The sequence below is a fragment of the Bacillus sp. LL01 genome (assembly GCF_001037965.1).
In genome coordinates, this window is record NZ_LFEL01000002.1 from 45,675 (window position 1) to 72,282 (window position 26,608).

Annotated in this window: 32 protein-coding genes; 17 read left to right on the forward strand and 15 right to left on the reverse strand. The window is 41.7% G+C overall.

Annotated features, from left to right (window positions below; genetic code table 11):
• Positions 1-436 precede the first annotated feature (436 nt).
• Positions 437-1,597 carry a dicarboxylate/amino acid:cation symporter gene (locus AB685_RS06725; RefSeq protein ID WP_047969831.1) on the forward strand — a complete coding sequence of 387 codons (1,161 nt, stop codon included), beginning with the start codon at positions 437-439 and terminating at the stop codon, positions 1,595-1,597.
• A gap of 84 nt (positions 1,598-1,681) precedes the next feature.
• Here AB685_RS06725 and AB685_RS06730 read toward each other — a convergent pair whose 3' ends face one another.
• Positions 1,682-1,867: an H-type small acid-soluble spore protein gene (locus tag AB685_RS06730; protein WP_047969832.1), complete on the reverse strand. Its 186-nt coding sequence runs from the start codon at positions 1,865-1,867 to the stop codon at positions 1,682-1,684.
• 132 nt (positions 1,868-1,999) lie between these two features.
• Between AB685_RS06730 and AB685_RS06735 the strand changes: the two genes are divergently transcribed.
• Together AB685_RS06735 and AB685_RS06740 are read left to right on the forward strand one after the other, a co-directional pair.
• Complete coding sequence (locus AB685_RS06735) at positions 2,000-2,248, forward strand: atypical membrane-integrating protein (Mistic protein) (RefSeq protein ID WP_053073744.1); 249 nt, start codon at positions 2,000-2,002, stop codon at positions 2,246-2,248.
• Entirely contained in the window at positions 2,249-3,259 is a 1,011-nt protein-coding gene (locus AB685_RS06740) for a potassium channel family protein (RefSeq protein WP_047969834.1), read from the forward strand.
• On the opposite strand, the gene AB685_RS06745 is transcribed toward AB685_RS06740, so the two are convergent.
• From AB685_RS06745 to AB685_RS06755, 3 genes are all read right to left on the reverse strand, one after another.
• Positions 3,256-3,663: a YugN-like family protein gene (locus tag AB685_RS06745; protein WP_047969835.1), complete on the reverse strand. Its 408-nt coding sequence runs from the start codon at positions 3,661-3,663 to the stop codon at positions 3,256-3,258. The genes AB685_RS06740 and AB685_RS06745 overlap by 4 nt on opposite strands.
• Before the next feature lie 151 nt (positions 3,664-3,814).
• The gene (locus AB685_RS06750; RefSeq protein ID WP_047969836.1) at positions 3,815-5,164 is read right to left on the reverse strand and encodes a glucose-6-phosphate isomerase; all 1,350 of its coding nucleotides are present in this window, start codon (positions 5,162-5,164) and stop codon (positions 3,815-3,817) included.
• Positions 5,165-5,750: 586 nt separating this feature from the next.
• Complete coding sequence (locus AB685_RS06755; RefSeq protein ID WP_047969837.1) at positions 5,751-5,993, reverse strand: hypothetical protein; 243 nt, start codon at positions 5,991-5,993, stop codon at positions 5,751-5,753.
• A gap of 340 nt (positions 5,994-6,333) precedes the next feature.
• Here AB685_RS06755 and AB685_RS06760 point away from each other — a divergent pair, with 340 nt between their 5' ends.
• The 7 genes from AB685_RS06760 to mnhG are packed head-to-tail and all read left to right on the forward strand — an operon-like array spanning position 6,334 to position 12,111.
• A complete protein-coding gene (locus AB685_RS06760; protein ID WP_047969838.1) occupies positions 6,334-8,742 on the forward strand; it encodes a Na+/H+ antiporter subunit A in 2,409 nt (802 codons plus the stop codon).
• Positions 8,732-9,154: a Na(+)/H(+) antiporter subunit B gene (locus AB685_RS06765; protein ID WP_047969839.1), complete on the forward strand. Its 423-nt coding sequence runs from the start codon at positions 8,732-8,734 to the stop codon at positions 9,152-9,154. The genes AB685_RS06760 and AB685_RS06765 overlap by 11 nt, the downstream gene beginning before the upstream one ends.
• Positions 9,154-9,495 (forward strand): Na(+)/H(+) antiporter subunit C, encoded by a 342-nt coding sequence (locus AB685_RS06770; RefSeq protein WP_047969840.1) that lies wholly within the window; start codon positions 9,154-9,156, stop codon positions 9,493-9,495. Before AB685_RS06765 ends, AB685_RS06770 begins: the two co-directional genes overlap by 1 nt.
• Positions 9,488-10,969, forward strand: coding sequence for a Na+/H+ antiporter subunit D (locus AB685_RS06775; RefSeq protein ID WP_047969841.1), 1,482 nt, complete (start codon positions 9,488-9,490; stop codon positions 10,967-10,969). The genes AB685_RS06770 and AB685_RS06775 overlap by 8 nt, the downstream gene beginning before the upstream one ends.
• A gap of 6 nt (positions 10,970-10,975) precedes the next feature.
• Positions 10,976-11,452, forward strand: coding sequence for a Na+/H+ antiporter subunit E (locus AB685_RS06780; protein WP_047969842.1), 477 nt, complete (start codon positions 10,976-10,978; stop codon positions 11,450-11,452).
• A gap of 1 nt (position 11,453) precedes the next feature.
• Positions 11,454-11,756: a Na(+)/H(+) antiporter subunit F1 gene (locus AB685_RS06785; RefSeq protein ID WP_047969843.1), complete on the forward strand. Its 303-nt coding sequence runs from the start codon at positions 11,454-11,456 to the stop codon at positions 11,754-11,756.
• Positions 11,740-12,111 carry a monovalent cation/H(+) antiporter subunit G gene (gene mnhG / locus AB685_RS06790; protein ID WP_047969844.1) on the forward strand — a complete coding sequence of 124 codons (372 nt, stop codon included), beginning with the start codon at positions 11,740-11,742 and terminating at the stop codon, positions 12,109-12,111. The genes AB685_RS06785 and mnhG overlap by 17 nt, the downstream gene beginning before the upstream one ends.
• A 413-nt stretch (positions 12,112-12,524) precedes the next feature.
• Here mnhG and AB685_RS06795 read toward each other — a convergent pair whose 3' ends face one another.
• The gene (locus AB685_RS06795; RefSeq protein WP_047969845.1) at positions 12,525-13,688 is read right to left on the reverse strand and encodes an iron-containing alcohol dehydrogenase; all 1,164 of its coding nucleotides are present in this window, start codon (positions 13,686-13,688) and stop codon (positions 12,525-12,527) included.
• Between the two features lie 177 nt (positions 13,689-13,865).
• Here AB685_RS06795 and AB685_RS06800 point away from each other — a divergent pair, with 177 nt between their 5' ends.
• A complete protein-coding gene (locus AB685_RS06800; RefSeq protein WP_010196416.1) occupies positions 13,866-14,099 on the forward strand; it encodes a DUF378 domain-containing protein in 234 nt (77 codons plus the stop codon).
• A gap of 237 nt (positions 14,100-14,336) precedes the next feature.
• On the opposite strand, the gene yugI is transcribed toward AB685_RS06800, so the two are convergent.
• Complete coding sequence (gene yugI / locus AB685_RS06805) at positions 14,337-14,744, reverse strand: S1 domain-containing post-transcriptional regulator GSP13 (RefSeq protein WP_047969846.1); 408 nt, start codon at positions 14,742-14,744, stop codon at positions 14,337-14,339.
• Between the two features lie 354 nt (positions 14,745-15,098).
• Between yugI and AB685_RS06810 the strand changes: the two genes are divergently transcribed.
• Positions 15,099-15,452: a helix-turn-helix transcriptional regulator gene (locus AB685_RS06810; RefSeq protein ID WP_047969847.1), complete on the forward strand. Its 354-nt coding sequence runs from the start codon at positions 15,099-15,101 to the stop codon at positions 15,450-15,452.
• A gap of 149 nt (positions 15,453-15,601) precedes the next feature.
• On the opposite strand, the gene AB685_RS06815 is transcribed toward AB685_RS06810, so the two are convergent.
• Together AB685_RS06815 and AB685_RS06820 are read right to left on the reverse strand one after the other, a co-directional pair.
• Complete coding sequence (locus tag AB685_RS06815) at positions 15,602-16,762, reverse strand: aminotransferase (protein WP_047969848.1); 1,161 nt, start codon at positions 16,760-16,762, stop codon at positions 15,602-15,604.
• Positions 16,759-17,259: an Lrp/AsnC family transcriptional regulator gene (locus AB685_RS06820; protein ID WP_047969849.1), complete on the reverse strand. Its 501-nt coding sequence runs from the start codon at positions 17,257-17,259 to the stop codon at positions 16,759-16,761. Before AB685_RS06820 ends, AB685_RS06815 begins: the two co-directional genes overlap by 4 nt.
• A 164-nt stretch (positions 17,260-17,423) precedes the next feature.
• Here AB685_RS06820 and AB685_RS06825 point away from each other — a divergent pair, with 164 nt between their 5' ends.
• Complete coding sequence (locus AB685_RS06825; RefSeq protein ID WP_047969850.1) at positions 17,424-18,263, forward strand: alpha/beta hydrolase; 840 nt, start codon at positions 17,424-17,426, stop codon at positions 18,261-18,263.
• 80 nt (positions 18,264-18,343) lie between these two features.
• Here the strand turns inward: AB685_RS06825 and AB685_RS06830 are convergent, their stop codons facing one another.
• Positions 18,344-18,607 (reverse strand): DUF1871 family protein, encoded by a 264-nt coding sequence (locus AB685_RS06830; RefSeq protein ID WP_047969851.1) that lies wholly within the window; start codon positions 18,605-18,607, stop codon positions 18,344-18,346.
• Between the two features lie 103 nt (positions 18,608-18,710).
• Here AB685_RS06830 and AB685_RS06835 point away from each other — a divergent pair, with 103 nt between their 5' ends.
• Entirely contained in the window at positions 18,711-19,880 is a 1,170-nt protein-coding gene (locus AB685_RS06835) for a MalY/PatB family protein (RefSeq protein WP_047969852.1), read from the forward strand.
• A gap of 65 nt (positions 19,881-19,945) precedes the next feature.
• Here AB685_RS06835 and AB685_RS06840 read toward each other — a convergent pair whose 3' ends face one another.
• The 4 genes from AB685_RS06840 to AB685_RS06855 all read right to left on the reverse strand — a co-directional run bounded on the left by AB685_RS06840 (position 19,946) and on the right by AB685_RS06855 (position 22,467).
• Positions 19,946-20,551, reverse strand: a complete 606-nt coding sequence (locus AB685_RS06840; RefSeq protein WP_047969853.1) for a histidine phosphatase family protein — start codon at positions 20,549-20,551, stop codon at positions 19,946-19,948.
• A 164-nt stretch (positions 20,552-20,715) separates the two neighbouring features.
• A complete protein-coding gene (locus AB685_RS06845; protein ID WP_047969854.1) occupies positions 20,716-21,297 on the reverse strand; it encodes a superoxide dismutase family protein in 582 nt (193 codons plus the stop codon).
• Between the two features lie 134 nt (positions 21,298-21,431).
• Positions 21,432-21,635, reverse strand: coding sequence for a hypothetical protein (locus AB685_RS06850; protein WP_047969855.1), 204 nt, complete (start codon positions 21,633-21,635; stop codon positions 21,432-21,434).
• An 85-nt stretch (positions 21,636-21,720) separates the two neighbouring features.
• Positions 21,721-22,467, reverse strand: a complete 747-nt coding sequence (locus AB685_RS06855) for a peptidylprolyl isomerase (RefSeq protein ID WP_082153575.1) — start codon at positions 22,465-22,467, stop codon at positions 21,721-21,723.
• A 96-nt stretch (positions 22,468-22,563) separates the two neighbouring features.
• On the opposite strand from AB685_RS06855, the gene AB685_RS06860 reads away from it, so the two are divergent.
• Positions 22,564-22,950 (forward strand): kinase-associated lipoprotein B, encoded by a 387-nt coding sequence (locus tag AB685_RS06860; RefSeq protein WP_198530470.1) that lies wholly within the window; start codon positions 22,564-22,566, stop codon positions 22,948-22,950.
• 265 nt (positions 22,951-23,215) lie between these two features.
• On the opposite strand, the gene kapD is transcribed toward AB685_RS06860, so the two are convergent.
• Positions 23,216-23,839 carry a 3'-5' exonuclease KapD gene (gene kapD, locus AB685_RS06865; protein ID WP_047969858.1) on the reverse strand — a complete coding sequence of 208 codons (624 nt, stop codon included), beginning with the start codon at positions 23,837-23,839 and terminating at the stop codon, positions 23,216-23,218.
• A gap of 226 nt (positions 23,840-24,065) precedes the next feature.
• Here kapD and AB685_RS06870 point away from each other — a divergent pair, with 226 nt between their 5' ends.
• Positions 24,066-25,253: an MFS transporter gene (locus AB685_RS06870; protein WP_047969859.1), complete on the forward strand. Its 1,188-nt coding sequence runs from the start codon at positions 24,066-24,068 to the stop codon at positions 25,251-25,253.
• Between the two features lie 74 nt (positions 25,254-25,327).
• Positions 25,328-26,017 (forward strand): DNA alkylation repair protein, encoded by a 690-nt coding sequence (locus AB685_RS06875; RefSeq protein WP_047969860.1) that lies wholly within the window; start codon positions 25,328-25,330, stop codon positions 26,015-26,017.
• A gap of 138 nt (positions 26,018-26,155) precedes the next feature.
• On the opposite strand, the gene AB685_RS06880 is transcribed toward AB685_RS06875, so the two are convergent.
• Positions 26,156-26,545 (reverse strand): hotdog fold thioesterase, encoded by a 390-nt coding sequence (locus tag AB685_RS06880; protein ID WP_047969861.1) that lies wholly within the window; start codon positions 26,543-26,545, stop codon positions 26,156-26,158.
• Positions 26,546-26,608 lie beyond the last annotated feature (63 nt).

Here is a 26,608-nt window from a genome sequence, read left to right on the forward strand (position 1 = left end):
TTTGCTAGTAACTTCCATTTATAAAGTCGTACTTGTTACGGGTGAAGACTTATAAGATTTGCTGCAACCATGGTGAATTTCTGTAGTAGTTTACCCATTGTGGGACTTTTTATAAACATTTTTGTGAAATTTTTTTCTCTGGTTAATTGTTTCTCTCCGTTTAAGGTGTTCGCTTTCCGCAGGGCGGTGCTTGAGCCTCCTCGGCAAGCCTGCTGGGTCTCAAGTCTTCCGCTACCTGCCGCTGGAGTCTCTCACCTTGCACTTCAGTCAACAGGGTTAAGCTCTTGCTACGCTAAAATTAATTTATTATGTTCAGAGTTGTTGGTAAATATTTTTAAAAAAATAGTACACTTTGTACTTTTCTTTTTTCAAATGTTTTTGTAAGATAGTACAATATTCAATATGTATAGACATTTGTTTTTTTAGGGAGGACATCATGAGAAAATTCGGACTTTTACCAAGAATTATCCTTGCCATTCTATTGGGTGTGGCCATAGGGAGTTTTGCACCTGAATGGTTTGTTAAGATATTCGTTACCTTTAATGAGATATTTGGCAACTTCTTAGGTTTCGCCATTCCATTAATCATTATTGCGTTCATCGCGCCTGGTATAGGCGAGATCGGGAAAGGAGCAGGGAAATTTCTCGGGTTGACTGCATCCATTGCCTACCTGTCAACTATTGCGGCTGGAGTATTGGCCTATTTCGCAGCAAGTTCTTTGTATCCCTCCATATTAAAAGGCGCTAGCCTTTCAGGAGCAATGGAAAATCCAGAGGAAGCTTTGTTAAAACCTTTCTTGGAGCTTGAAATTCCAGCACCATTTGAGGTCATGACCGCCTTGATTATTGCGTTCACACTGGGACTTGGGATGTCTGCTATCAAGGGTAGTACGTTAAAAACTGCCATGATAGAATTTAGAACTATTATTGAACTTGTTATCTCCAAAGTCATTATTCCATTATTGCCTATTCACATTCTAGGTATTTTTGCGAATATGACCTACGGAGGACAAGTCCAAACAATAATAAGTGTATTTGCTAAAGTATTTGTTCTTATCATTTTATTACATTTCACAATGTTGCTTTTACAATACTCTGCAAGTGGTGCCTTATCTAAGAGAAATCCGTTTGCTATGCTTAAATCAATGATGGCAGCATATTTTACGGCACTTGGTACCCAGTCTTCAGCTTCCACCATCCCTGTTACCCTGCAACGGACAAAGAACATGGGAGTAAGAGAGAAAACAGCCGATTTTACCGTACCTTTATTGGCAAACATCCATTTGTCAGGAAGTACGATTACGATTGTTTCCTGTGCGATGGCCATCATGTTTATCAATGGCATGGACTACTCTTTATTGACCGTTCTTCCATTCATCATGATGCTTGGTGTGACAATGATCGCCGCTCCAGGTGTACCTGGAGGCGCCGTTATGGCCGCTATTGGCCTTTTACAGACCATGCTTGATTTTGATTCCACCATGGTCTCCTTGATGATAGCCCTTTATTTGGCACAAGATAGTTTCGGTACAGCCTGCAATGTCACAGGCGATGGTGCCATTGCTAATACGGTAGACAAACTTACAGCTCCAAAATAAGAGAAAGGTGGCTCCTTTAATGCGAGCCACCTTTCTTATTTCCTACATAAAGAAGACCCCTGTAAGAACTTCCTACGCTTACTACTATTCGCCCACTTCCATCAAATCAGAAACAGATACTTGCGTACGCTCTTCTCCTGGTCCACGCAAATGAACCGTAGCAGTACTTCCATCCTCGCTGATGGAATCAATCCATACTTTTGTCCCTTCAAAGGTTACATCTATCATTGTTGGAGAGGATAATATTTGTCTGACGCGTCTTTCTTCCATTGTTGTCACTCCTGCCCTATTAAAAATTCATTACTAACATTCGCATTTATTTTTCCAAAACAGTGGCATTTTATCCCTTGGAAGTTTAATTTTCACGGTATTTTGTCAACAATGAAAAGAGAGGTGAACGAGATGAAGTTACGGCAGGAAGAAAATGAACAACTTAGTGAAGCAATTGATAAAATGAATGAGAGCCTTGATCGTTTTATTGAATTCTATAATGAATCGGAAGAAGACAAGCCCATCATTTCGTTTAGTGATGAGGTAATCAAGCTACTTGAAGCCGGGAAACAGAAATATGGAGAAGATGCTTTGAACAAGAAAATCAATTCCATCATTAAGGAAGTTCTCTCTTTCGTCTCCACAGAGGATGACAAATAGATGGAAAAAATCAAACAACAGACCTCCCTTATATTCAGGTTTGTACATTGGCCACTGATTGCCAGAATACTTATCATCATATTCATAATAAATATTACGTTTGGCATATTCATACATCTTATTGAGCCTGAGGAGTTTCCCGCCATTTTCGACGGGGTTTGGTGGGCAATTGTCACAACAGCAACTTTGGGTTATGGGGATTATGTACCGGTTACGGTGACTGGCAGATCTCTAGCCATTATTCTAATTTTATTTGGTACAGGTTTTGTTACTACATATTTTGTATCGCTGGCAGCAAGTGCCATCGCAACACAAAATGATTATTTGGAGGGCAAAGTGGATTATAAAGGTTCAGAACATATAATTGTCATTGGTTGGAATGAGCGGGTAAAGGAAACATTAAGGCAGATTAATTCGATGAGTAAAAAACCGTTATCGATCGTCTTGATCGACCAGACATTAGAAAAGAATCCGTTGCATGACCAAAACGTTCATTTTATTAAAGGAAATCCCTGCTATGACCAAACTTTGCTAGGAGCCAATGTAAAGGGTGCGGCATTTGTTGTTATTTCAGCAGACCAAAGCAAGGATGAAGTTCAAGCAGACATGAATTCGGTACTGACTCTTCTGGCAGTAAAAGGATTAAGCCCTGATGTGTACACCATCGTCGAGATTCTGACTTCTTTGCAGGTCAAAAATGCTCAGCGTGCAGGTGCAGATGAGGTGATCCAGACGAATATGTTTACAAGCTATGTCATGACCAACAGCATGATGTCCAATGGAATGTCCGGAACCCTTTTGAGCATGCTTGACCAGTTGAAAGGGAGCAAGCTGAAATACCTCGAGGCGGACAGAGGGTTTGTAGGGGAAACGTTTGAAACGATTAGCAACCAGATGCTTCAGAAAAAAATTCTATTGATAGGAATAAAAAGAAGAGGGGACACCATGGTCAACCCTCCTCTCTACACTTTGATTCAAGCTGATGACTGTCTTCTAGTGATAAAAGACTAATCCCTGCCAAGTAAAGCTTCGAGTTCATGTACAAGCGTATGTCCAAGCTCGATGAATTCCTTCGGAAAGGAAGCGTCCGGGTCTTCCGGCTCAGAAAACTGGTCAAGGGAAGCAGACGCGTTCGATACATGTACATTGTCATCTAATCCTACCTGGTATTTATGCGCTAACAGGAACGGTCTGCCGAGCTCCACTGTCGTCCCTTGAGAGTCTAATTGACCGTCAACAGACTGAAAAGGTACTCTTAGAAACTGGTAACCAACCTCATCATCAATTTTATAATCGAAATAGCCGTGGTCATAGTCCCAGTTGCCTCCGATGGAATACCCGATGGCTTTAAGCTCCTGCTCTAATTTATATAACTGAAACTCGGCTCCTTCAATTTTCGATGGAATAGGAATCATGGCAATCCCTCCTTATTATTCATTCATATATAAGGCTAGGTTTCCCCATGAAGAGGTTTTCATGCACGACAAAAAAGAGACCATCTCCCTTTGGTATAGGAAACGGTCTCTTTTATTTTATTGAAATCAACAGCGGTGTTTAACTGAACCTTTATTTCAGGCGTTTTTCCAATTCCGCTTTAACCTCTTCAAATCCAGGCTTTCCAAGTAGAGCGAACATGTTTACCTTGTAAGCTTCCACTCCCGGCTGGTCAAATGGATTTACTCCAAGCAGGTATCCGCTCATCGCACATGCTTTTTCAAAGAAGTAGACAAGATATCCGAATGTGTAGGCATCCATTGTAGGAATGTTAACCACAAGGTTTGGCACCCCTCCATCTGTATGGGCAAGAAGTGTTCCTTCGTATGCTTTCGTATTGACAAAGTCCACCGTTTCACCTGCAAGATAGTTTAATCCATCAAGATCGGAAGCTTCCTCTTCCACTTTCAGTTCATGGCGAGGCGTTTCCACTTTAATAATGGTTTCAAACAGATCGCGGCGTCCTTCTTGTACATATTGTCCCATGGAATGAAGGTCTGTCGAGAAGTTCGCTGATGCAGGGAAGATTCCCTTCTGGTCTTTCCCTTCACTTTCGCCGAATAATTGCTTCCACCATTCAGAGAAGTATTGAAGGCCCGGCTCATAATTAATCAGCATTTCAATGGTTTTTCCTTTGTTATAAAGGACATTACGCACCGCAGCATATTGGTATGCAGCGTTCTCTTCCAATTCCGAATTGGAGAAGTCACCGCTTGCATCTGCAGCACCTTTCATCATCGCTTCGATATCTGCACCAGATACAGCAATCGGCAATAATCCTACAGCTGTAAGGACAGAATAACGACCACCAACATCATCAGGAATGATGAAGGACTCATAGCCTTCTTCTGTGGCCAATGTCTTTAATGCACCACGAGCTTTATCAGTAGTGGCATAAATGCGTCTGCGCGCTTCTTCTTTACCGTACTTTTCTTCTAGAAGCTTTCGGAAAATACGGAATGCAAGAGCTGGCTCAGTTGTTGTACCTGACTTGGAAATCACGTTAATGGAGAAATCCTTTCCTTCTAACAGATCCATTAGATCTCTCATGTACGTTGAACTGATGTTGTTCCCAACAAAGACAACCTGAGGTGTTTTACGCTGCTCTTTCGTTAAAGCGTTATAAAATGAGTGGTTCAGCATTTCAAGCGCTGCACGAGCTCCAAGATAGGAACCACCGATTCCTACTACTAAAAGGATGTCTGAATCGTTTTTGATTTTATCTGCACTTTTCACAATACGTGCAAACTCTTCTTTGTCATAATTCGTAGGAAGGTCGATCCATCCAAGATAGTCGTTACCTGCGCCTGTTTTTTCGTGTAAAGAATGATGGGCAACTTTCACCGCATCCCGTAAGTATGTAATTTCATGTTCGCCGAAAAATGATAATGCTTTGTTATAATCGAAGCGAATATGTGTCATATAATTAACCTCCAAAAACATATTTGCATGCCAATTTTCACTTTACAGAATCCCGTCCGATAATTCAAGGATTGCCCATTTATGTAAGCGGATACAATTAAAATATTTCATTTCCCCTCAAATTCTCCTCTTAAAAGCGAACACCTGGAACGGAAATCTTCAGTGTGATGTGGTATCCCCTGTAGATTGTAGTGCAAGGTGTGAGACTCCTGCGGGAGATAGCGGTAGACTTGAGACCCCGCAGGCAAAGCGAGGGCACTGAAAAACTGAAAACGAATTGTTTTTAATTGTTTCTAGCTGTGGATTGGAGCAAATAGCGTAGACTCCTTGAAAATGCGAGCATTTTCTGCGTGCGATGTATCGCTGCCGTAGCCTTCCTTGTCCTGCAGGGGAGTAGCGACAATCTTGAGACCCCGCAGGGCGCAGCCCGAGGAGGCTCAAGGTCGCCCCGCGGAAAGCGAACACCTGGAACGAAAATCTACAGGAAGTAAAACCGACCAACACACCCAAAAGCTGCTAACTTCCATAAGAAAACGGCTATACATAGTGTATAACCGTTTTCCATTTTTTTCAGGACTGTCCGCTTCTAAGTCGGTTCCACTTCTTCTTTTTCCTTTTTAGCCACAACTATCCTTATATACTCACGTGGCTTAAATGGCTGTATGACATTCAAGCTTCCATGTTGGTTTGAACCGATTAGCACAATGGAGGAATCCTCATTATGGTAATGCTCCACATAGTCCCTTTTTTGCTCCGCATTAAACCACCATGCTCCAGCAAATAAAGTAGAAAATATGGAAAGTGCAATAGCTGCTTTTCTTTTAACCATATTTACCACCACCTAGGTATAGCATGGCTAATAATTCGACATTTTATGCAACTGAAAAAAAGTTTTTCGAAGGCTTTTTGACTAGTTTCTATCATATTTAATATGCAGGACAAAATCGGTCTATACTAACAATCAGCAAGGATGCAAGCGGTTATGATTTAGTATATAATTTGATTTAGTAATTTTTCTTTACAAATAATTATTCCTTTCGACATGTAACAAGGCAGGTACCAAACTAGTTAGAGTGAAAATCTCTAGAAAAAAGTGGTATTTGCCGTTGTTTTCTTATGTTTATAAGGGAAGACTATTATTTATAGAAGAAACAGAGGAGGTTTGTGTCTTGTCACTGATTCATTTAGTGATTCTATCGCCTTTCTTGTTGGCGATTCTTGTGCCTTTTGCACATAAGTATTTCAAAAGCATACATACTGGGTGGTTTGTACTGATATTGCCACTCGTTTTATTCATTTATTTTCTCCAATACTTAGGCACCACTATGAACGGGGAAGCTTACACAAGCACAATGAAATGGATTCCTTCCATTGGGATAGATTTTGTTGTTTATCTGGACGGGTTAGGCCTGCTTTTTGCCTTATTAATTACAGGAATCGGCGCTTTAGTGGTCCTGTACTCCATTTATTATCTTTCCAAAGAGAAAGAAGCACTTAATACGTTCTATGTTTATCTACTCATGTTCATGGGAGCAATGCTTGGAGTTGTGCTATCAGACAACCTGCTTGTCATGTATTCCTTCTGGGAATTGACAAGTATCTCTTCTTTCCTTTTGATCAGTTATTGGTATCACCGCGAAAAATCTCGTTATGGCGCGCTGAAATCCATGCTGATTACAGTTTTCGGTGGATTGGCTATGCTTGCCGGTATCATCCTCCTTTACTTGATTACTGGTACATTCAGTGTTCGTGAAACCATTGCGAATGTGGATATTGTAACAAGTCACGAGTTTTTTGTACCTGCACTGATTTTGTTCTTGCTAGGTGCATTCACAAAATCAGCTCAATTTCCGTTTCACATCTGGTTACCGGATGCAATGGAAGCACCGACGCCTGTCAGCGCATACCTGCACTCCGCAACAATGGTTAAAGCGGGTATTTATCTTGTTGCACGTATGAGTCCTGTCTTTGCAGGTGCGCCGGAATGGTTCTGGCTTGTATCCGGCTTCGGAATAGTCACCTTATTCTGGGGATCTTTCTCTGCGGTAAAACAGACTGACCTGAAATCGATCTTGGCATTCTCGACTGTCAGCCAACTTGGTTTGATCATGTCATTGTTAGGTGTAGGAAGTGCTGCAGCCTACTATAACTACATTGATGAAAATGCCTATACAATAGCTACACTTGCTGCAGTATTCCATTTAATTAACCATGCAACATTTAAAGGAAGTCTGTTCATGGTTGCCGGAATCGTCGATCATGAAACAGGTACACGGGACATCAGGAAACTCGGTGGTTTGATGAACCTGATGCCGATTACCTTTACCCTTGCTATCATTGGAACTTTTTCCATGGCCGGTTTACCACCTTTCAACGGATTCCTAAGTAAAGAAATGTTTTTTACCGGAATGTTGCAGGCGACAGAAATCAGCGCCTGGAATATGGAAACGCTCGGTATGATTTTCCCGGTTATTGCTTGGGTCGCGAGTGTGTTCACATTCATCTATAGTATGGTACTTGTTTTCAAAACTTTCACAGGGAAGTATCAACCTGAAAAACTTGACAAAAAACCCCATGAAGCACCGATTGGAATGCTTATCTCTCCAATCATTCTCGCTTCTTTGGTTGTTATATTCGGTTTCTTCCCAATGGTGTTAAGAGGCGTTATAGAACCCGCCTTATACTCCATCCTTCCTTCTGATGTAGTATCGGTGGAAGTGGATATTTATCATTGGCATGGGTTTAACACGGAACTATTTATGACAATGGGTGTCATCCTTGTTGGGGTTCTTCTTTATCTGACCTTGGCAAAGTGGGGCAAACTCTATGAATGGTTCCCACAGAGACTTACCCTCAACAAATTATATGATGGTGGATTGGTAGCATTGGATCGCGGTTCTTCCGCTTTTACCAAATCACATATGACAGGCTTTATCCGCGACTACCTTGTCATGATTTTCGCTTTCATGATTGTACTGTTAGGGGTTGTATTGTTCTCAACTGATGCATTCCATGTGAATTTGACAAATGTGGCTCCTGTAGGGGTCTATGAGGTCGTCCTTGCATTGGTGATGGTCATTTCGGCCTTGACCATTCTTTTCACAAAATCAAGGCTTACGGCCATTATTTCCCTTGGTGTAGTAGGATATGCCATGTCATTGTTCTTTGTCCTGTTCAGAGCTCCAGATCTTGCCCTTACGCAATTGATTGTGGAAACTGTCTCAGTGGCATTATTCCTATTATGCTTCTATCACCTGCCGGAGCTGTCGAAGGAAATTAGCAAATTACGTTTCCGATTGACGAATTTCGTCATCTCGGTGGGTGTCGGACTGATAGTCATTTTTATCGGACTGTCAGTAAACAGCACACGACTGTTCGAGTCCATTTCAAGCTATTTTGAAGCTGCATCTTATGAGGAAGCTGGCGGTAAGAATATGGTTAACGTTATTCTCGTCGACTTCCGTGGATTGGATACCCTTTTCGAAATTGCCGTACTTACCATTGCAGCATTTGGAATTTATGCAATGATCAAGCTGCGTCTAACCGATAAGAAGGGAGGGGTAAAAGGTGAAAGTTAATGATTTAATTTTACAGACTGTTACCACCCTTTTATCTTTTATCATCATCATCTTCTCCATTTACCTCTTTTTTGCCGGGCATTATACGCCAGGTGGAGGTTTCATAGGAGGTTTGATGACTTCTGCAGCCCTTGTATTGTTATTACTTGCGTTTGATATAAAAACAATCAATACCATCTTTCCGTTCAATTTTTTGACGGTAGCGGCTGCGGGATTGATGATTTCCATCCTAACTGGTGTCGGGGCATTATTTTTCGATGTTCCATATTTGACACATACATTTGATTATGTGGAACTTCCAATACTTGGAGAAACAGCCCTTGCTTCCACATTAATTTTTGATTTAGGTGTATATCTAGTTGTTGTCGGTATTGCGATGACCATTATTCAAACGATAGGAGAGAGTGAATAATGGAAATAATTATGACAGTAGTAGCAGGTGTGCTTATTGCCACCGCTACCTACTTAATCTTATCTAAAAGCATTTTACGAATTATTGTTGGTACTGGTCTTCTGGCCCACGGTGCCCATATGTTGCTTCTGACGATGGGCGGATTGAAAAGGGGGGCTGCCCCGCTGCTTGGTCAAGAAGCGGAAGCTTACACAGACCCCCTTCCCCAGGCACTGATTTTAACAGCGATTGTTATCAGCTTCGGGGTGACTTCCTTCTTCCTGGTTCTTGCATACAGAGCTTACCAGGAGCTGAAGACAGACGATATGGATAAATTAAGGGGAAATGAAAATCATGAATAACCTAGTTATATTACCGATACTGATCCCTTTAATTACAGCGACACTTTTGTTATTGATACCAAAAAAGATAAAGCTTCAAAAAGTGATTAGTGTCATCAGTTTAACGCTTACTACTATTGCCGCGGCTGTACTCGCCCAGATGGTTTATACAGATGGGATACAGACATTGGAGGTTGGGAGTTGGCGACCTCCATTCGGTATTGTTCTTGTAGCGGATATGTTCTCAAGCCTACTCGTACTTACCGGAGTAATTGTCAGTTTTACATGTGTACTATTTGCATTCCGCTCCATTGGACGAGAACGGGAGAGTTTTTACTACTATGGCTTTACCCAGTTTCTTATTGCAGGTGTGATGGGAGCCTTTTTGACAGGCGACCTGTTCAACCTATTTGTGTTCTTTGAGGTTTTCCTGATGGCTTCTTACGTTCTGATTGTCATTGGGGGAACAAAAGTACAATTGCGTGAATCCTTGAAGTATGTACTGGTCAATGTTATCTCCTCTGCCCTTTTTGTTGTGGCATTGGCGTATTTATATGGACTTGTCGGGACATTGAATATGGCAGACGTTTCAAATAAAGTTGCTCAAGCAGGTCAGCAAGATATTCTAACTGTAGTGGCAATCCTGTTTCTGGTGGTATTCGGCCTTAAAGGCGGGATATTCCCGTTATACTTTTGGCTACCTGGATCCTATCAAGCACCTCCTTATGCTATTACAGCCCTATTTGGAGCATTATTGACCAAAGTCGGCATCTATGCCATCTATCGTACATTCACTCTCATTTTCTATCATGAGCCTCAAATTACCCATTCGATCATTGCTGTACTTGCTGGTATCACAATCCTGATCGGGGCGATTGGAGCGATAGCTTACTGGGATGTTAAGAAGATCTTAATATACAATATTGTTACAGCTGTTGGAGTTATCATATACGGAGTAGCTATTGCTACAGAGACCGGTTATGCCGGTGGAATCTATTATCTTATTCACGATATGGTGATCAAAGGGGCATTGTTCCTATTGGCAGGTGCCATGTTCACCATCACAGGTACAGATAACATCAAGAAAATGGGCGGTATGATCAAACGCCATCCACTTCTTGGTTGGATGTTCTTTGCAGCATGTCTGGCTCTTGCCGGAATACCTCCACTAAGTGGATTTGTAGGAAAAATCCTATTGGTTCAAGGTGGTCTCGACACCGGACATTATGTCTTCGTCGGAATCATGCTTTTCTCCAGCTTGCTCGTTCTGTACTCTGTAATGAAAATATTTATGAATTGCTTCTTTAGAGAAGAAGTGTTAGCAGAAAAAGATGAAAAAGGTTCCACAAAAGGATTGATATATCCGAGTGTTGTATTAATCGCCATTTCTGCATTTCTTGGTTTAGGCGCAGAATTCGTATATCCGTATATATATGAGGCGGCAGAAACATTGATGGATCCATCCATCTATATCCAAGCAGTTTTAAAGGAGTAGTTTCTCATGGCTTTTCAAATACTATTAAACTTAATCATTGCATTCAGTTGGATGTTTCTGAAGAACGAATGGGCCTTTGCCGACTTTTTTGTAGGGTATTTCTGGGGACTTGTAATTATCTTCACCATGCGCCGCTTTATCCCCGGACGCTTCTACTTTGAAAGGATTCTGGCTGCTGGTAAACTGCTATTCCTTTTCTTAAGGGAGCTGGTCTTAGCAAATGTCCAAGTGATTCGTGACATCCTTCGTCCGAAGCTTACGATCGAACCAGGAATTTTCGCCATGCCTACCGAGCTGAAAAGTGAATGGGAGATAACCCTACTCTCCCTCCTAATCAGCTTGACACCAGGAACACTGGTGATGGATATTTCGGATGATAATAAAATCCTTTATATCCATGCCATGAACATCCCTGATTCGGACCAGGCGGTGGCTGAAATTAAGAACACCTTTGAAAAAGCGATTATGGAGGTGACCAGATAACATGTTGGAGTTTGAGAGTGCATTCGATGCCTTACTGACCATCAGTTTATTCATCATTTCCGTTTCCACCCTAGGGCTTGTCTATCGTGTTATTAAAGGTCCCTCTGTACCTGACAGAGTCATGGCACTCGATTCGATTGGCATCAATTTAATTGGCATTACTGCGATTACTTCCATCATTTTGAGAACCGATGCTTTTCTAGAAGTCATTCTATTGATAGGGGTCATTGCTTTTGTTGGTACAGTAGCATTTTCTAAGTTTTTGCAAAAAGGAGAGATAATCGAGTATGACAGAGACAATTAGTATTTTTATCGGAGTTGTCGTCCTACTAGGTTCTCTTCTAAGCTTAGTAACGACCATCGGGTTAATCAGACTCCCGGATGTATATTGCCGCAGTCACGCAGCCTCCAAGAGCGCCACACTTGGTGTATTGTTCATATTGATTGCAGCATTGATGTATTTCTGGATTGCTGATAGCTATTTCAGCGCTAGATTGGTTCTTGGAATCATTTTTGTCTTCGTGACAGCTCCAGTAGCAGGACATCTTATTACACGTGCTGCGTATTATACAGATGTTCCATTATGGGAGAAATCTGTCCAGGATGATTTAAAAACAAAAGAAAAACCGGAAACGGTTCGCGAAATGAAAAACAGCTGACGGAGTAAGATTCCGCCAGCTGTTTTTTTATTAAGCTCTTTTCTCAAAGATTGTTGCTATTCACTTGTAAAAAGTCGGCAATTGGACTTTTTACCGCATATCTCTAATGTAGGCATAAAACCTATTCGGATAACCGGGAAAAGAGCACGATAGTAAGGAATATAACGGTTGGTTCAAAAATAAGAAAAAGCAAAGTACACAAAAAGAGCCTTTTATCTTGAGAGGTTGACCGTTCCTTTCCGCTGCAGGCACTCGCTTTCCGCGGGGAGGGCCGGGAGCCTCCTCGGCAAGCCTGCGGGGTCTCCCGTTTCCCTCTACCTCCCGCCGGAGTCGAGTGCCTTCCGCTCCAATCCACTCAATTATCAAACTTTTACGATAAGCACGTGCGGAACAGCCTTTCTTTATTTAAAAAATTATAACGATGCCTTTAAGATTGACACAACATCATCATAAGAAAGCGACTTGAAATTACCAACTGCACCACGTGACATGACATGCTCCGCCATCTTATCAATGTTCTTACCATCAATATCATAATCAGCCAAGCGAGTTGGTGCTCCAAGGCTGGACCAGAACTCGCGAAGTCTGCGAATACCCTCAAGAGCAATCTCCTTGTCTGAAGAACCGTTATCCTGCACACCGAATACACGGACAGCAAGCTGCTTGAACCTTCCTACATTAGCCTCCAAGACATGCTCCATCCAATTCGGGAATAGAATAGCCAACCCACCAGCATGAGGAATGTCATAAATCGCTGAAACAGCATGCTCTATTCCATGTGTTGCCCAATCGCCACGATAGCCCATCTGTAGCATCCCGTTAAGTGCGATAGTACCATTGTAAAGGATAGTTTCGCGGTGCTCATAACTTTCAAGATCTTCCAACAACTGAGGTGCCGTTTCCATCACAGTGGTCAATACAGCCTCACACATGCGATCTTGAAGGGCTGTGTTGCTTGTTTGATGGAAGTACTGCTCCAACACGTGCGACATCATATCGACAATCCCATAAACCGTGTGATCTTTTGGCACAGTGAAGGTGTTGACAGGATCCAGGATCGAGAATTTAGGGAATGTCACCGGACTGCCCCATCCATACTTCTCCTGGGTTTCCCAGTTTGTGATAACAGAACCTGCGTTCATCTCCGAACCTGTTGCAGCCAATGTCAATACTGTGCCAAATGGCAATGCTTCCGTTGCAATATGTTTTCTAAGTACAATATCCCATACGTCGCCATCATATTTGGCACCTGCAGCGATTGCTTTGGTGCAATCGATCACACTTCCTCCACCTACCGCAAGAAGAAAATCAATCTTATGCTCCCTGCAGAGCTCAACTCCTTTTCTCACTGTAGATAATCTTGGATTTGGCTCTACCCCTGCAAGCTCAGTTACTTTCGCGCCCGCTTTATGTAAGGTATTCAAAACATCATCATAAAGTCCGCTTCCCTTGATACTTCCTCCACCATAAACGAGAAGAACGTTTTTGCCGTATTGCTCCATCTCATGTGGTAATGTCTCTAATTGTCCTTTTCCAAAAATCAGTTTTGTTGGATTATAAAATGTAAAGTTGTCCATTCCTATTACCTCCCTTTTGCATCGATTATGAATTATTTTTTACATGCTTGCAAAGAATTAGCTCTAGACAGTCCCATCTACTATAATGCTTCTTGATTATTTTTTTATGAATGTATAATTTCTGTAATGTTACAAAATATATAGAGGAAGCACTTATATTCTCAAGGAGGGTATGTAATGAGCACAATTCAACGTATTGCACTAGTATTGACTATTGTTGGGGCTATTAACTGGGGATTGATTGGTTTCTTCCAATTTGATCTTGTAGCAGCTATATTCGGCGGCCAAAGCGCAGCACTTTCCCGTATCATTTACGGTCTCGTAGGAATTGCAGGACTAATCAACCTTGGACTACTTTTCGTGCCATCTGAACAGCACGAAAGAGAAATCGAGCCAAGAACAACTCGATAAACGACAAAAAACCGCCTCTGTTACAGGGGCGGTTTTCATATTTTCAGTAAAATTGTGGCACAGGTGAGAGGATTGTAACTTTTCGGAAGGTGATTGTAACTAATTTCGTGGGGATTGTAACTACTTTGTCTTTGATTGTGACTTTTTTAAAGGTTATTGTGATAATTCGGAACTCGAAATAATTATACATAAAAAAAAGACATCCCTATGCAGGATGTCTCTCTCACTCAATCAAATTTACTTCTTGATTAAGTCTTCACGGTTGGATTGCTCGATCCACTCTTCTAACTTGTCTTTTAACGTGTTGAAACCGCCTGGAGCCGCTTCTGTGTGGTTTTTCACAACAGTTGCTTGGCGCTTTTTAGGCTTTCTTTGTGCAGCTGCTGGAGCTTCAGCAGGAGCTTCTTGAGTTGCTTTGATGGACAAGCTTATTTTATTGGACTTTGTGTCAACAGAAAGAACTTTCACTTGAACCTCATCGCCCATTTTCAAATGTTCGTTAACATCTTTCACATAACCGTGAGTAATTTCGGAAATATGAACTAGACCTTGCGTTTCTTCGTCAAGCGCAACGAACGCTCCGTATGGTTGAATTCCTGTAACTTTTCCTGTTAAGACACTACCGATTTCGAATTTATTAGACATGAAAACACTCCTAAATAATTTAATTTTTATACACATTGAACGCAATAAAAAATTATACCACAAATCCGCCACTTAATCAAAAATACTTTTTTCTACACTCAAGTCTCAAGTATTATTTGTGCTTTTTACAGGTAATATCCCAAAACCCAAAAATTAAACCTTCGATACTTGACTTTTAAAAAGGTAATATAACGGTTGGTTTATAAATAAGAAAAAGCAACAAAGTTTACGAAAACAGACTTTTAAAAAATGTTTGATGGACTGTACGGAAAAAGTAAAAATATGTTCAAACTTTATCGTGTTTAATCATGGTATGATAAAAGTAAGAAAATGCTTACATTGGAGGTTATTAGGATGAGAAAAATCGGGGAAAACATCCGCTTTTACCGAGAACGTGCAAAATTTACCGCTTCTGAGCTTGCTTTAAAAATTCGAGTTGGTACAGGTACAATTGAAAAATATGAGGCAGGTCTTCAAATGCCTGACATGCAGACCATCCTGAAAATTTCTACTGTGCTGGACGTACCTGCTTCCGAGTTACTGGAATCAGCTGCTTCCACCAATTCCAGCGGACTAGATCCTGAACTTGAGCAATTAATTGAAGAAGTCGGAGTGAAAAGAGCAAAATTGATCCTTCGCAAAGCAAAAGAATATACCGATGAAGACTTCCTGAATGTAATGCAGGTTTTATACGAAAAAAAAATATAACGCAAAAAATTTACAATAACCAGGTTTCAAAAATGATAAAGCTGGGAATACTTATACTATCAAGGCTTTTTCTAGTATTCCCCCTTTTGTTAGGACCAAATCCATAATGGATTTGGTCCTCTTTTTTCGTGTCAAAATCTACCTTTAAATCACCTGTATTGCTTCACAAACCGCTCCATTCTTTTAATGGCCTCCTGCAACTGCTCAAGAGATGAAGCATAGGAGCACCTTATATACCCCTCACCACTTTCTCCAAATACATCCCCAGGTACCACTGCCACCTTCTCCTCCAACAATAGTTTCTCCGCAAACTCCTGTGAGCTGAGACCAGTGAGTTTTACGGATGGGAAAGCATAGAATGCTCCTCCAGGATTATGGCATGGCAGTCCTATTTCGTTCAATGAAGCAACAAAATAATTTCTGCGTCTGCGATAGCTCTTTTTCATGTCTTCGATGTCCTGCCTACCGTTTTTCAATGCTTCTATTGCACCATACTGTGCCATGGTTGAGGCACACATCATCGCATATTGATGCACCTTCAGCATCGCCTCGACAATATCCGTCGGTCCGGCAACAAACCCCAATCGCCAACCAGTCATGGCAAAGCTTTTGGAAAAACCGGATATCAGAATCGTCCTATCCTTCATATTAGGAAGGGTAGGGAAACTGGTAAACTTTTCGTCAAAAGAAAGTTCTGCGTAAATTTCATCCGACAATACCAGTAGGTCATGCTTCTCCACCAATTGACTTACTTGGACAAGTTCATCCCTAGTAAGCATGGTACCTGTCGGGTTATTAGGGAAACAAAGTAGAATCGCTTTTGTTCTCGCAGTAATCGCCGCTTCCAGTTCATCAAAATTGATGCTAAATCCCCTTTCTGCGTCTGCCCCAACTCTTACTGCCGTTCCACCAACCAATTCAATTAAAGGTGCATAGGATACGAAGCTCGGTTCAATCACAATCACTTCATCCCCAGGATCAACTATAGCCCGGATAGAGAGATCAAGCGCCTGGCTAGCTCCTACTGTCACAATGATGTCACTTGCAGGACTGTATTCGACTTCAAACTGCTGTGTCAAATATCGGCTGATTTCCTTTCTGAGTTCCATCAAGCCCGCGTTAGCCGTATAGGAGGTATGACCGTTATGCAAGGAGGCTATGCACGCTTCCCTGACTCCCCAAGATGTAACAAAATCTGGTTCTCCCACACCTAGGGAAATAACCCCTTCCATGTTCGCTGCCAAGTCGAAGAACCGGCGGATTCCGGAAGGCTGAAGCTTTTCTACATTATACGCGACTCTGTTTCTCATGGAGACACCACAATGCGGCGATCATCTTCTCCCTGATCAAAGATGGTCCCGTCATGCTTGTATTTTTTCATAATGAAATGAGTAGTTGTAGAAATGACAGAGTCCAAGGTAGACAGTTTTTCCGAAACAAAGTTTGCAACTTGTGAGAGCGATCTACCTTCCACTACTACGGAAAGGTCATAGGCTCCTGACATTAAGTAGACGGATTTCACCTCAGGAAATCGATAGATGTTCTTTGCTATTTCATCAAAGCCCACTTCACGCTTTGGAGTCACTTTAACATCAATCATGGCCGTCACACCCTCAAAATTGTCGACCTTGCGCCAATCGATGACTGCACCGTATTCCACAATGATTCGCTGCTCCTCAAGTCGCTGTAAAATCTCTTCCGTTTCCGGCCCTGACAATTCCACCATTTTTGATATAACATCTATCTCCATTCTTCCGTTCTCTTCAATAATTTGTAGCAAGTCCAATTCCTTTTCTGTTAATTGCATATGCTATGCCAACTCCTTCAATTTAAACATTGACTCATTATAGCAAAAATTCCACCAAGTTGTATTACGATTATTTTACAGAACACACTATAAAAAATACACAGGTTTGAAATGGCAGAGAGAGGATAAAATACCTATAACAATTCAACCGAGGAGGATCCGGGATGAAAACAAATCAGTTCACTGCCAACATTGCTGGAATCAACGTCTTTTATGAATTTCATCATGACTCTAATTCTCCTTTAACCCATAAACCGACCCTTGTGCTGATTCACGGATTTCTTTCATCCTCTTTCAGCTTTCGCCGGCTAATTCCTTTGCTTACGAAGGAATATACTGTTTTGGCCATTGACCTTCCCCCTTTTGGAAAAAGCGAAAAGTCCAAGAACTTCGTCTACTCTTATGAAAATATGGCAAAAGTGGTGATTGCCCTGTTAGAAAAACTTGGTATTAATCGCACTGTCCTGATAGGCCATTCGATGGGAGGACAGATTTCCTTGAATATCAGCCACCAAAAACCAGAGCTTGTAGAAAAAGTAGTACTGCTGTGCAGTTCAGGCTATTTGAAAAGAATGCAACGATCGATTATTTATTCATCTCGGATTCCCTACTTCTACCTATGGTTAAAATATTGGCTTGCCAGACAGGGCGCTATCCAGAATTTATTAAATGTAGTTTATGACCATTCCTTGATTGATGATGAAATGATAGCTGGTTATACAGAACCCTTTTATGATGATCAGATATTTGTTGCGTTAACAAGAATGATCAGAGATCGAGAAGGCGACTTGGCAGCGGAGATATTAAGAAAGATTGATACACCGAGTCTTTTGATTTGGGGAGAAGAGGATAAAGTCGTACCAGTCGAAATCGGGAGGCGCCTACATAAGGATTTGCCAAACTCAAAGTTGATTACCTATAAGCAGACAGGACACCTTTTACCAGAGGAAAAGCCACAACATGTGCATGAAAACATTCTCGACTTTCTCCAGACCTCTCCATAAAAAAAGAGAAAAGCTCGCGTCAGCTTTTCTCCTTTTTGTTTTGGAGCTTTCTTTCATGACATTTCTGTCAAAGAGGCTTATTATATAGAGCAAGAATCCTCTTCGTTTTTTATTACCATAAGCTCCAGGGATTTTTCTTTACATTTGGAAAGAGGGATGAATTCCTCAAAGGAAAACTCATATATCTCCTGGATCTTTTTCGCCAACTTATTTATATCATCAAGTTCATGTACCGCTTGCACGACATCGACACATTCCGTATCATAGGCATCAACACCATAACCTAGTGGGTCCCACTGCAATAGGTTCTCCATCAACCTGACATTCACACTTGCTTTTATCATTGTAGATTCACCTTGCTTTCGAGAACTATTACTGCATATTATACCTTGTTTACGCAAAATTGTTTAGCAATGGATATTAATACTGTCGAAGGAGAGTTTACGTATGAAACCATATAATTTCGATGAATACATAAACAGGAAAAATACATCGAGTGTCAAATGGGATGAAACAATTCGCGTGTTCGGTAGAGGGGATGTTTTACCGATGTGGGTAGCGGATATGGACTTTCAGGCGCCACTTGAAGTTACTCAAGCTATAATAGAAAAGGCCAAACACGGAATCTTCGGCTATACCTCCATTTCAACCTCCGTCGATGAAGCAATAAAAAGCTGGTTTTTGAGACGTTATGGATGGCACTTGAACAACGAATGGTTCACCTATATTTCAGGGGTGGTACCGGCACTTAGCGCTACCATTCAAGCCTTTTCCGACCCAGGGGACAAGATCATCCTCTTTTCCCCTGTTTATTATCCCTTTTATGACATGATCAGTCATAATGAACGCCAAGTGCTCACAAGCCCAATGAATTATAAAGATGGCCGCTACCACATGGATCTAGAAAACTTTGAGGCCCAACTTGATGGGACGGTGAAGATGCTGCTTTTGTGCAACCCGCATAACCCTGGTGGAACGGTTTGGACCCATGAAGAGCTAAAGCAGCTTGGCGAAATCTGTGTAAAACACAATCTGATTGTAGTTGCCGATGAAATACATGCCGACTTGGTTTTCAAAGGGCACACCTACACTCCTTTAGCCTCGATTTCTGAGGACATCGCCTTACAGACTGTCACATGTATTGCTCCAACCAAAACCTTTAATATCGCAGGGTTACAGGCAGCCATCATGGTAACCCCCAATCAAACAATGCGCGAAAAAATGGAGTTTTTCATGAAAAAGCAGGGCCACTTCACTTTGAATATTTTTGGCATTATAGCCATGGAAGCTGCTTATCGCCATGGAGCACAATGGTTGGAAGAAGTGATGGACTATATAGAGGAAAACATGAATATCGCCGTTTCTTTCATCCAAAAAGAAATTCCAGAAGTCAAAGCCGTAAAACCCGAAGGAACCTACCTACTTTGGATTGATTGCAGGAAACTGGAATTGGAGGATGAGGAATTGACACGTCTGCTCCTTCATAAAGGGAAGCTTGCCCTCGACTCCGGGAAGAAGTTCGGGACAGAATCAGATGGTTTTATCCGGATGAATGTAGCTTGTACAAGAACAACCTTACAGGAGGGACTAGAGCGTTTGAAGAGAGCCCTTCTATAAAAGAATAGATTGCGAAGACTTACTAAAAAAAAAAGGGTTATGCACACACCTCTTGCATAGCCCGTTTATTGATTATTTAAGTGCTCAGTATCATTTAAAGAGATAATCTGTAGCACATCGTCATTTTTCCTAAGTATATGCATGCCTGTATCTCCAGTAGAAAACCTCACATTCGTAGAAACAGGCAACTGCAAAATGGCCCGTAACAGATTGGAAATAGTCCCTCCGTGCGATACAATGGCGATGCGGACAACTGCTGAACTTTCCGCTAAGATCTTGGACAAAGCCATCTCCACCCGCATCCGGAATTCAATTTCTGATTCTCCGTTTTGAATTCTTTCATGCGGTTTTCTTCCGCCTGGTGGCAAAGGATACTTTGTCGCTGCCACTTCCCTTGGAAGACCGGCCAATACACCATTATTGAATTCCATCAAATTTGGCTCCTTTATTAGCATGCACCCAACCTCATCCGCTAATATTGTTGCCGTTTCGGACGCTCTTCTTAATGTACTCGTCCAGATAATATCCGGAGGACAATGTTCGTTTAATCGACATGCCAACCTTTTCGCCTGTTCCCTTCCAAGGTCTGTTAAGGGATAGTCCGCTCTCCCCTCATGAACATGGAGGATATCCGCTTCAGACTGGCCATGTCGTATTAATAGTATCTCCAAAGATGCAACCCCCTTATTTATCTATAAATTTAAAATTATCTTAAAAGTACGAACTATGTCAATACGATTACGAATATTTCTATAATAATACAAAATATTTTTTTGAAAGTTACAAAAAAATAGGCTGTCCAACATCCAGTTGGACAGCCCCTCCTTAGCGTAACCTATTCCTTTTCTTCCTCATCAACTGGCTCCTCCACCACTTTCCCTTTTTCTGCTACTTCTTTCGTTATGGCTCCGCAAGCAATTCTCTCACCTGAGTCTCCGGCAGGCTGTGTCATTCCGTCATCCACGCTATCTGTAATAATTATTGCCGTCCCGTCTTTCCCGAACAGGGACGTCTTCCCATCTTCCAGGGTTGCTTGAGGAGCTAGCAATTCCGCTATTACAGTCCCATCATCCTCTACAATTATATTTGGCAAATCCCCGACATGGGGTCCTTCAGGGTGCATCAGCCCATGCTGCTTGTCATCAGGATTAAAATGATTACCGGCGCTCTTGAAGTCCGGTGCATCACAAACTCCTTTTTCGTGGATATGTACCCCATGTTCGCCAGGCGGGAGCCCTTCTAGATTCAATTTAACCATGACACCTTCAGGTTCTTCGGAGACTTTCGCTACCCCGAGGCTATCGCCTGTTGCATTAAATATTTCCACATCAAGACCGGTTATTTCCTTCTCAAGGCACCCAGACAGCAAAAGACAGGTAAAGATGCTCATAAAAGATATTGTTTTGGAAAATCGCATGTACTTGTATTCCTCCATATAATCATTTTTCTTAAGTTTTTCCGAAATTGGGAGGGAATATGTTATTTTTCGCTTCGTAACCAAAACAAAAAGGCTTGTTTGCCAATATTGGCAAACAAGCCTTAAATTTAAATTCAGTCTTCAATTACCTTGTCTCTTCTTAGCTGTTCTTCGAGAGCCTTTGCCTTCTGGCTTTCTCTTTTAGATACTTTTAATATATATCGAAAAACGAATATGGCTGCTATGAAGAAAATCGCAAATGTAATACCAGCTGGAATATATTCTGATTTATCTTCTGGAAAATACAAGAATAGTTGTAGCATAAAAGATGTAAGCATCGTTTCCACACGACCTTTCGCATGTTATGAACCTATCCAGTATAACAAAAGTTCATGTGACAGACCAATCCTTGCGTGCGTTTCCTTATTTTACTACGGTCATTTTTTCAATAACGACATCTTCCGTCGGTTTGTCCGCTTCTCCTGTCTCTACTGAAGCAATTGCATCCACTACATCCATACCTTCCACCACTTGTCCGAATACAGTATGTCTGAAGTCCAGAGAAGGTGTTCCGCCATTCTCTTCATACAAATTCACGACTTCCTCAGGGTATCCCGCTTTTATCATCGATTCCATTGTCGCCTCTGCAACTTCATTTGCATGAACAATAAAGAATTGGCTTCCATTCGTATTAGCTCCAGAGTTCGCCATGGAAAGGGCACCTCTGAAATGAAGCATTTCACGACTGAATTCGTCTTCAAACGCTTCTCCCCAGATGCTTTCTCCCCCTCTACCTGTACCTTCCGGGTCACCTCCCTGAATCATGAAGTCTTCGATGACACGGTGAAAGATCAGTCCATCATAATAGCCGTCCTCTGCATGCGTAACAAAATTCTCTACCGCCTTTGGTGCAGCATCCGGGTAAAGGTTCACAACGATTTTCCCTTTACTCGTCTCGATTTCCACTGTCCGGATTGTTTCGCTTGTGTTCGTGAACTGTTGGAACTCCCCAACCTCCACTTCTTCTGCATCTTCATTACCCTGATCAGCATTGTTTTCATTTGATTGTTGTTCATTGCCGGAATTATTGCCACCGCTCGCATTTTTATCATTTGTACTTGACCCACAACCTGCTACAATAAGGAGTAACGCAATCATCAATACCATCATTTTTTTCAATAGTTTCACACTCCACTTTTTTTAACTTTAACAAGATATTACTAAATATAACAAAAAAAATCATCAATTGATTAAGAAAGGGGTCTTATGATGGAGGAAATTAAGGTAGGAGCCATCGTAACCGGGATTTATAAGACGGGGAAATATATTGGGGAAGTGACAGATGTCCGCCCGATGCATTACTTGGTCAAAGTCAAGGCAGTATTGAAGCACCCACAGCAAGGGGACCTTCATGCACCGAAAGAAGTAGATGTTCCACTCTTTCATGAGCGCCGTTCCTTGGCATTCCATGAACAGACAAATATTCCGAAAAACATGGTAAAACCCTATGTGGGAGAAGTTCTGGACTATAAAGACTCTTTGAGAATGGCCCTTGATACAGCCACCGAGGCTTTGAAGGATGACAACTCCCTTTGGGCGAAAAAAAGCTTGGAAAACTTTTCGGTATTGGAAAAAGATTATAAGCTATCATGATAATTAAAGGCTGTTTTCGTAAACTTTGTTGCTTTTTTTCGTATTTATCAACTAACCGTTATATTCTTTACTGTCGTGCTCTTTTCCTGGGTACACAGTGTGAACTACAAAATCCAAAGGCCGACTTTTTCTTGGTAAAAAATCCAAAGGCCGATTTTTCTTGGTAAAAAGTCCAATGGCCGACTTTTTACTAGTGAATAGCAACAATCTTTGAGAAAAGAGCCTAATTAAAAAGCCAAATCTCCATAAGAAGGGATTTGGCTTTTTATAATGCAAATTTGTTCAATATTTTGGAGAGGTCGATACGATCTCCAATGGTAGTGGGTTCTGGTTTCGCCAGATAACTTTTGTCCTTTTCCACCAGACGGAAAATGTTGTAGGTCGTAAGAGCATCATCCAATGCGCGATGATGCTTTCCGGTCCCTTCCTTACCATATTCCTGTACCGCCTTCCACAACCCAGTCTGATTTTGGTCGCCGAAGAATTTTTTATACTCCATGGACAGGTCTACATGCTTACAAGACAATGGAAATGCCACGCCATGATACTTGCAATTATTCATAAGAACCTTCATGTCCATATTCCCCCACGTGACCACCGTTCCCCTTTCATTTGCCCTGAAGGAGTTCAATACCTCAATCAGTTCCATAAAACTGGCCCCTTCCTGAACATCCCTTTGACTGATGTGCAAGAAGGATTTGCATCTATTTGTGAGTATCGGAAATGCCATGGGACGAATATAGTTCGAATATTGTTCGATTATTTTATCCTTTTCCACCACCACAATCCCCGCTTCGATGATTTCAGGAAAAAAGCTTTTCGGGTAATTCCTGTTCTCAGGCATGGTAAATTCAAAGTCGATAAATAAATGTATAGGAGTATGCTTCATAGTTCCCCTCCCTCCATTATGCTACAATTTTCAGAATTTTATTACTATATTATATCATGGTAAATATTACTTTTAGCACGCAATTTTCTCGATTCTTGAAAAATACAGCCTGATCTGTTGATTTTTTCATATGATACGTTATTATTTAGTTATACGAAATATTTATAATCCGAAACTTTTAAAGAAGGTGACTATCATTTCAACATCAGGACGAAATTTGTTCATCATGTGGATTGCGAACTTTTTCGTTGCTGCTAGTGCTACCATGATTCTCCCTTTCTTATCTTTATTCATCGAAACGTTCGGGAATTACTCAGATTCCTATGTACAGCGCTGGTCTGGATTCATTTTCGGAATTACCTTTCTTACGGCGTTCTTCGTTTCACCGATCTGGGGACGAATTGGGGATAAATACGGCTATAAGCCGATTCTGTTATTAACAGGTTCAGGTATTGCAACAAGCATCCTCTTAATGAGTGTAGTGGATTCTGTTCATGGACTTTTTATTCTGCGAATGGTTATGGGATTGGCAACTGGTTTCATTCCGACCTCCATGGCTTTAATTTCCTCTCAGGCACAGAAGGAGATTGCAGGTAAGACACTCGGAACCCTACAGACTGGTACGGTTTCAGGAGGGCTCCTTGGTCCATTAATTGGCGGGATGCTTGCGGACTCATTCGGCTTTGCCTACACATTTTTCCTTACATCTGCACTTATCTATTTGGCAGTAATCTTAGTGGCATTCGGCATTAAGGAAAAGAAAAAAAGTTCATCTGATAAGAAAGAAAAAAAGTACTCCCGAAAAGAAGTACTGCAATATATCATTCAAAAGCCGCTATTGCTGAAAATTATGTTCTTATCCATGTTCATCCAAGCCGCCAATTTCAGCATCCAGCCGCTACTTGCTTTATATGTCAATGAGTTAACTGGTGGCACCGCAACAAATATCGCCTTGCTTGCAGGGTTTGCCTTTTCTGCCACAGGCTTTGGAAATCTTTTGGCGTCACGAAACTGGGGAAAACTTGGGGATAACATCGGCCACGATAAGGTTATTGTCATTCTGATGCTGGCAAGCTCCATACTCTTCATTCCACAGGCCCTTGCCACCTCGCTCTGGCAGCTTGTTTTGTTTCGGTTCCTATTCGGAATGGTTGTGGGCGGATTGATTCCATGTATGACCGCATACATTCGTAATGTTGCTCCGCTGTCCATGCAAGGGGAAGTACTCGGATATAACGTCAGTTTCAGATTCTTAGGGAATGTCATCGGCCCGGTCATGGGGGGATTCATTGCTGGATTCTACGGAATCTCTACCGTGTTTTATTTCACCAGCTTTATCTTTCTCTGCTCAGGAGTCATGCTCCTCTACAGTATTCTTCATTCTGAAAGTGCGAAGAAAACGGCAGAATCTTAAAAGGGCAATCTACCATCGCCTCCCATTTTCCTGTATTCTACTATTAAAAGGACAGGAAATATGGGAGGTTTTTTATGTCATCCATCACTTTGGAGTTGTACCAAAAAGAGTTAGTTGATTTGTTCCGCTCGAATGGCGTTGCATCCAACAGAGAGCCGATGGAAAATTATATGCGCAATCACTTTCCGTTTTTGGGGATAAAGTCTCCAGAACGAAAAGCATTGTTAAAAGGGTTTTTCCTGGATTTTGGTAAACCGGAACCTGAATGGATCCAGCCATTGGTAACATTTTTATATGCACAACCTGAACGTGAATTCCACTATGCCGCCCTTGCGATGATCGACGTTCATATCAAAAAGCTGGACGCTGAGTGGCTCCCATTTTTCGAAAAACTGATTGTCACAAATTCATGGTGGGATACGGTGGATCATATAGCACCTCATCATGTTGGGGCGGTCTTGCTGAGTGAGAAGGAGGCAATTAGGGATTTTCCCGACAGATGGATAGAATCGGAGAATTTCTGGCTGCAGAGATCGGCTATTCTTTTTCAATTGAAGTACAAAGAAAAGACAGATGCCGAGAAGTTGTTTTCCTATATAGAGGCGACAAAAGGATTTAAGGAGTTTTTTATTCAGAAGGCGATTGGCTGGGCGTTAAGGGAATATTCAAAAAGCGCTCCAGATGATGTGTTGGGGTTCATTAAGTCTACCGAAGATTTGGCACCACTTAGTCGACGTGAGGGGTTAAAGCACTTGAGCAAATAAGGGGACGGTTCTGACGCTTCCTTCGTAATACGAAGGAAGCAGGAAAGCTAAATAGCTAAGGCACGCTCAGTATCAACAGCTGGATGTGCCCTTTTTACGCTTACTTCCTATTCCCCCCGTCCCATTCTTCTAACCCCATTACCTTTTCTTCAAAATGGCCATCGTACAACGAGAAATACAAATCAACGCTTGATCCTCATCCTCAATCTTTATATCCCAGACCATCGTCGATTTTCCGCGGTGCAACGGAATTCCTATTGCCGTCACTACCCCGTCCTTCTTTCCTTTAAGATGATTGGCATTTATCTCTAATCCTACACAGATTTCTGTTTCCTTATCAATCAGATTGAAGGTGCCGATGCTTGCAATCGTCTCTGCCAACGCAACTGACGCTCCCCCATGAAGTAAACCGAATGGTTGATGTGTCCGCTTATCCACAGGCATCGTGGCTACCGCCCTTTCCTCAGAAAGCTCCACAATCTCGATTCCTAGCAAGTCTATTAGTGTGTCTTTTAGTTCCACTCCCATTTCCTCCTTTGGTTATTGCTTATTTCTTAATAATACTACTGCAAAGAGAAAATACACAGAGAA

What these genes read in the sequence shown, in the direction of transcription:
- AB685_RS06725 (WP_047969831.1), top strand. Translation starts at nt 437, where the DNA reads ATGAGAAAATTCGGACTTTTACCAAGAATTATCCTTGCCATTCTATTG.
- AB685_RS06730 (WP_047969832.1), bottom strand. Translation starts at nt 1,867, where the DNA reads ATGGAAGAAAGACGCGTCAGACAAATATTATCCTCTCCAACAATGATA.
- AB685_RS06735 (WP_053073744.1), top strand. Translation starts at nt 2,000, where the DNA reads ATGAAGTTACGGCAGGAAGAAAATGAACAACTTAGTGAAGCAATTGAT.
- AB685_RS06740 (WP_047969834.1), top strand. Translation starts at nt 2,249, where the DNA reads ATGGAAAAAATCAAACAACAGACCTCCCTTATATTCAGGTTTGTACAT.
- AB685_RS06745 (WP_047969835.1), bottom strand. Translation starts at nt 3,663, where the DNA reads ATGATTCCTATTCCATCGAAAATTGAAGGAGCCGAGTTTCAGTTATAT.
- AB685_RS06750 (WP_047969836.1), bottom strand. Translation starts at nt 5,164, where the DNA reads ATGACACATATTCGCTTCGATTATAACAAAGCATTATCATTTTTCGGC.
- AB685_RS06755 (WP_047969837.1), bottom strand. Translation starts at nt 5,993, where the DNA reads ATGGTTAAAAGAAAAGCAGCTATTGCACTTTCCATATTTTCTACTTTA.
- AB685_RS06770 (WP_047969840.1), top strand. Translation starts at nt 9,154, where the DNA reads ATGGAAATAATTATGACAGTAGTAGCAGGTGTGCTTATTGCCACCGCT.
- AB685_RS06775 (WP_047969841.1), top strand. Translation starts at nt 9,488, where the DNA reads ATGAATAACCTAGTTATATTACCGATACTGATCCCTTTAATTACAGCG.
- AB685_RS06780 (WP_047969842.1), top strand. Translation starts at nt 10,976, where the DNA reads ATGGCTTTTCAAATACTATTAAACTTAATCATTGCATTCAGTTGGATG.
- AB685_RS06785 (WP_047969843.1), top strand. Translation starts at nt 11,454, where the DNA reads ATGTTGGAGTTTGAGAGTGCATTCGATGCCTTACTGACCATCAGTTTA.
- mnhG (WP_047969844.1), top strand. Translation starts at nt 11,740, where the DNA reads ATGACAGAGACAATTAGTATTTTTATCGGAGTTGTCGTCCTACTAGGT.
- AB685_RS06795 (WP_047969845.1), bottom strand. Translation starts at nt 13,688, where the DNA reads ATGGACAACTTTACATTTTATAATCCAACAAAACTGATTTTTGGAAAA.
- AB685_RS06800 (WP_010196416.1), top strand. Translation starts at nt 13,866, where the DNA reads ATGAGCACAATTCAACGTATTGCACTAGTATTGACTATTGTTGGGGCT.
- yugI (WP_047969846.1), bottom strand. Translation starts at nt 14,744, where the DNA reads ATGTCTAATAAATTCGAAATCGGTAGTGTCTTAACAGGAAAAGTTACA.
- AB685_RS06810 (WP_047969847.1), top strand. Translation starts at nt 15,099, where the DNA reads ATGAGAAAAATCGGGGAAAACATCCGCTTTTACCGAGAACGTGCAAAA.
- AB685_RS06815 (WP_047969848.1), bottom strand. Translation starts at nt 16,762, where the DNA reads ATGAGAAACAGAGTCGCGTATAATGTAGAAAAGCTTCAGCCTTCCGGA.
- AB685_RS06820 (WP_047969849.1), bottom strand. Translation starts at nt 17,259, where the DNA reads ATGCAATTAACAGAAAAGGAATTGGACTTGCTACAAATTATTGAAGAG.
- AB685_RS06825 (WP_047969850.1), top strand. Translation starts at nt 17,424, where the DNA reads ATGAAAACAAATCAGTTCACTGCCAACATTGCTGGAATCAACGTCTTT.
- AB685_RS06830 (WP_047969851.1), bottom strand. Translation starts at nt 18,607, where the DNA reads ATGATAAAAGCAAGTGTGAATGTCAGGTTGATGGAGAACCTATTGCAG.
- AB685_RS06835 (WP_047969852.1), top strand. Translation starts at nt 18,711, where the DNA reads ATGAAACCATATAATTTCGATGAATACATAAACAGGAAAAATACATCG.
- AB685_RS06845 (WP_047969854.1), bottom strand. Translation starts at nt 21,297, where the DNA reads ATGCGATTTTCCAAAACAATATCTTTTATGAGCATCTTTACCTGTCTT.
- AB685_RS06850 (WP_047969855.1), bottom strand. Translation starts at nt 21,635, where the DNA reads ATGCTTACATCTTTTATGCTACAACTATTCTTGTATTTTCCAGAAGAT.
- AB685_RS06855 (WP_082153575.1), bottom strand. Translation starts at nt 22,467, where the DNA reads ATGATGGTATTGATGATTGCGTTACTCCTTATTGTAGCAGGTTGTGGG.
- AB685_RS06860 (WP_198530470.1), top strand. Translation starts at nt 22,564, where the DNA reads ATGATGGAGGAAATTAAGGTAGGAGCCATCGTAACCGGGATTTATAAG.
- kapD (WP_047969858.1), bottom strand. Translation starts at nt 23,839, where the DNA reads ATGAAGCATACTCCTATACATTTATTTATCGACTTTGAATTTACCATG.
- AB685_RS06870 (WP_047969859.1), top strand. Translation starts at nt 24,066, where the DNA reads ATGTGGATTGCGAACTTTTTCGTTGCTGCTAGTGCTACCATGATTCTC.
- AB685_RS06875 (WP_047969860.1), top strand. Translation starts at nt 25,328, where the DNA reads ATGTCATCCATCACTTTGGAGTTGTACCAAAAAGAGTTAGTTGATTTG.
- AB685_RS06880 (WP_047969861.1), bottom strand. Translation starts at nt 26,545, where the DNA reads ATGGGAGTGGAACTAAAAGACACACTAATAGACTTGCTAGGAATCGAG.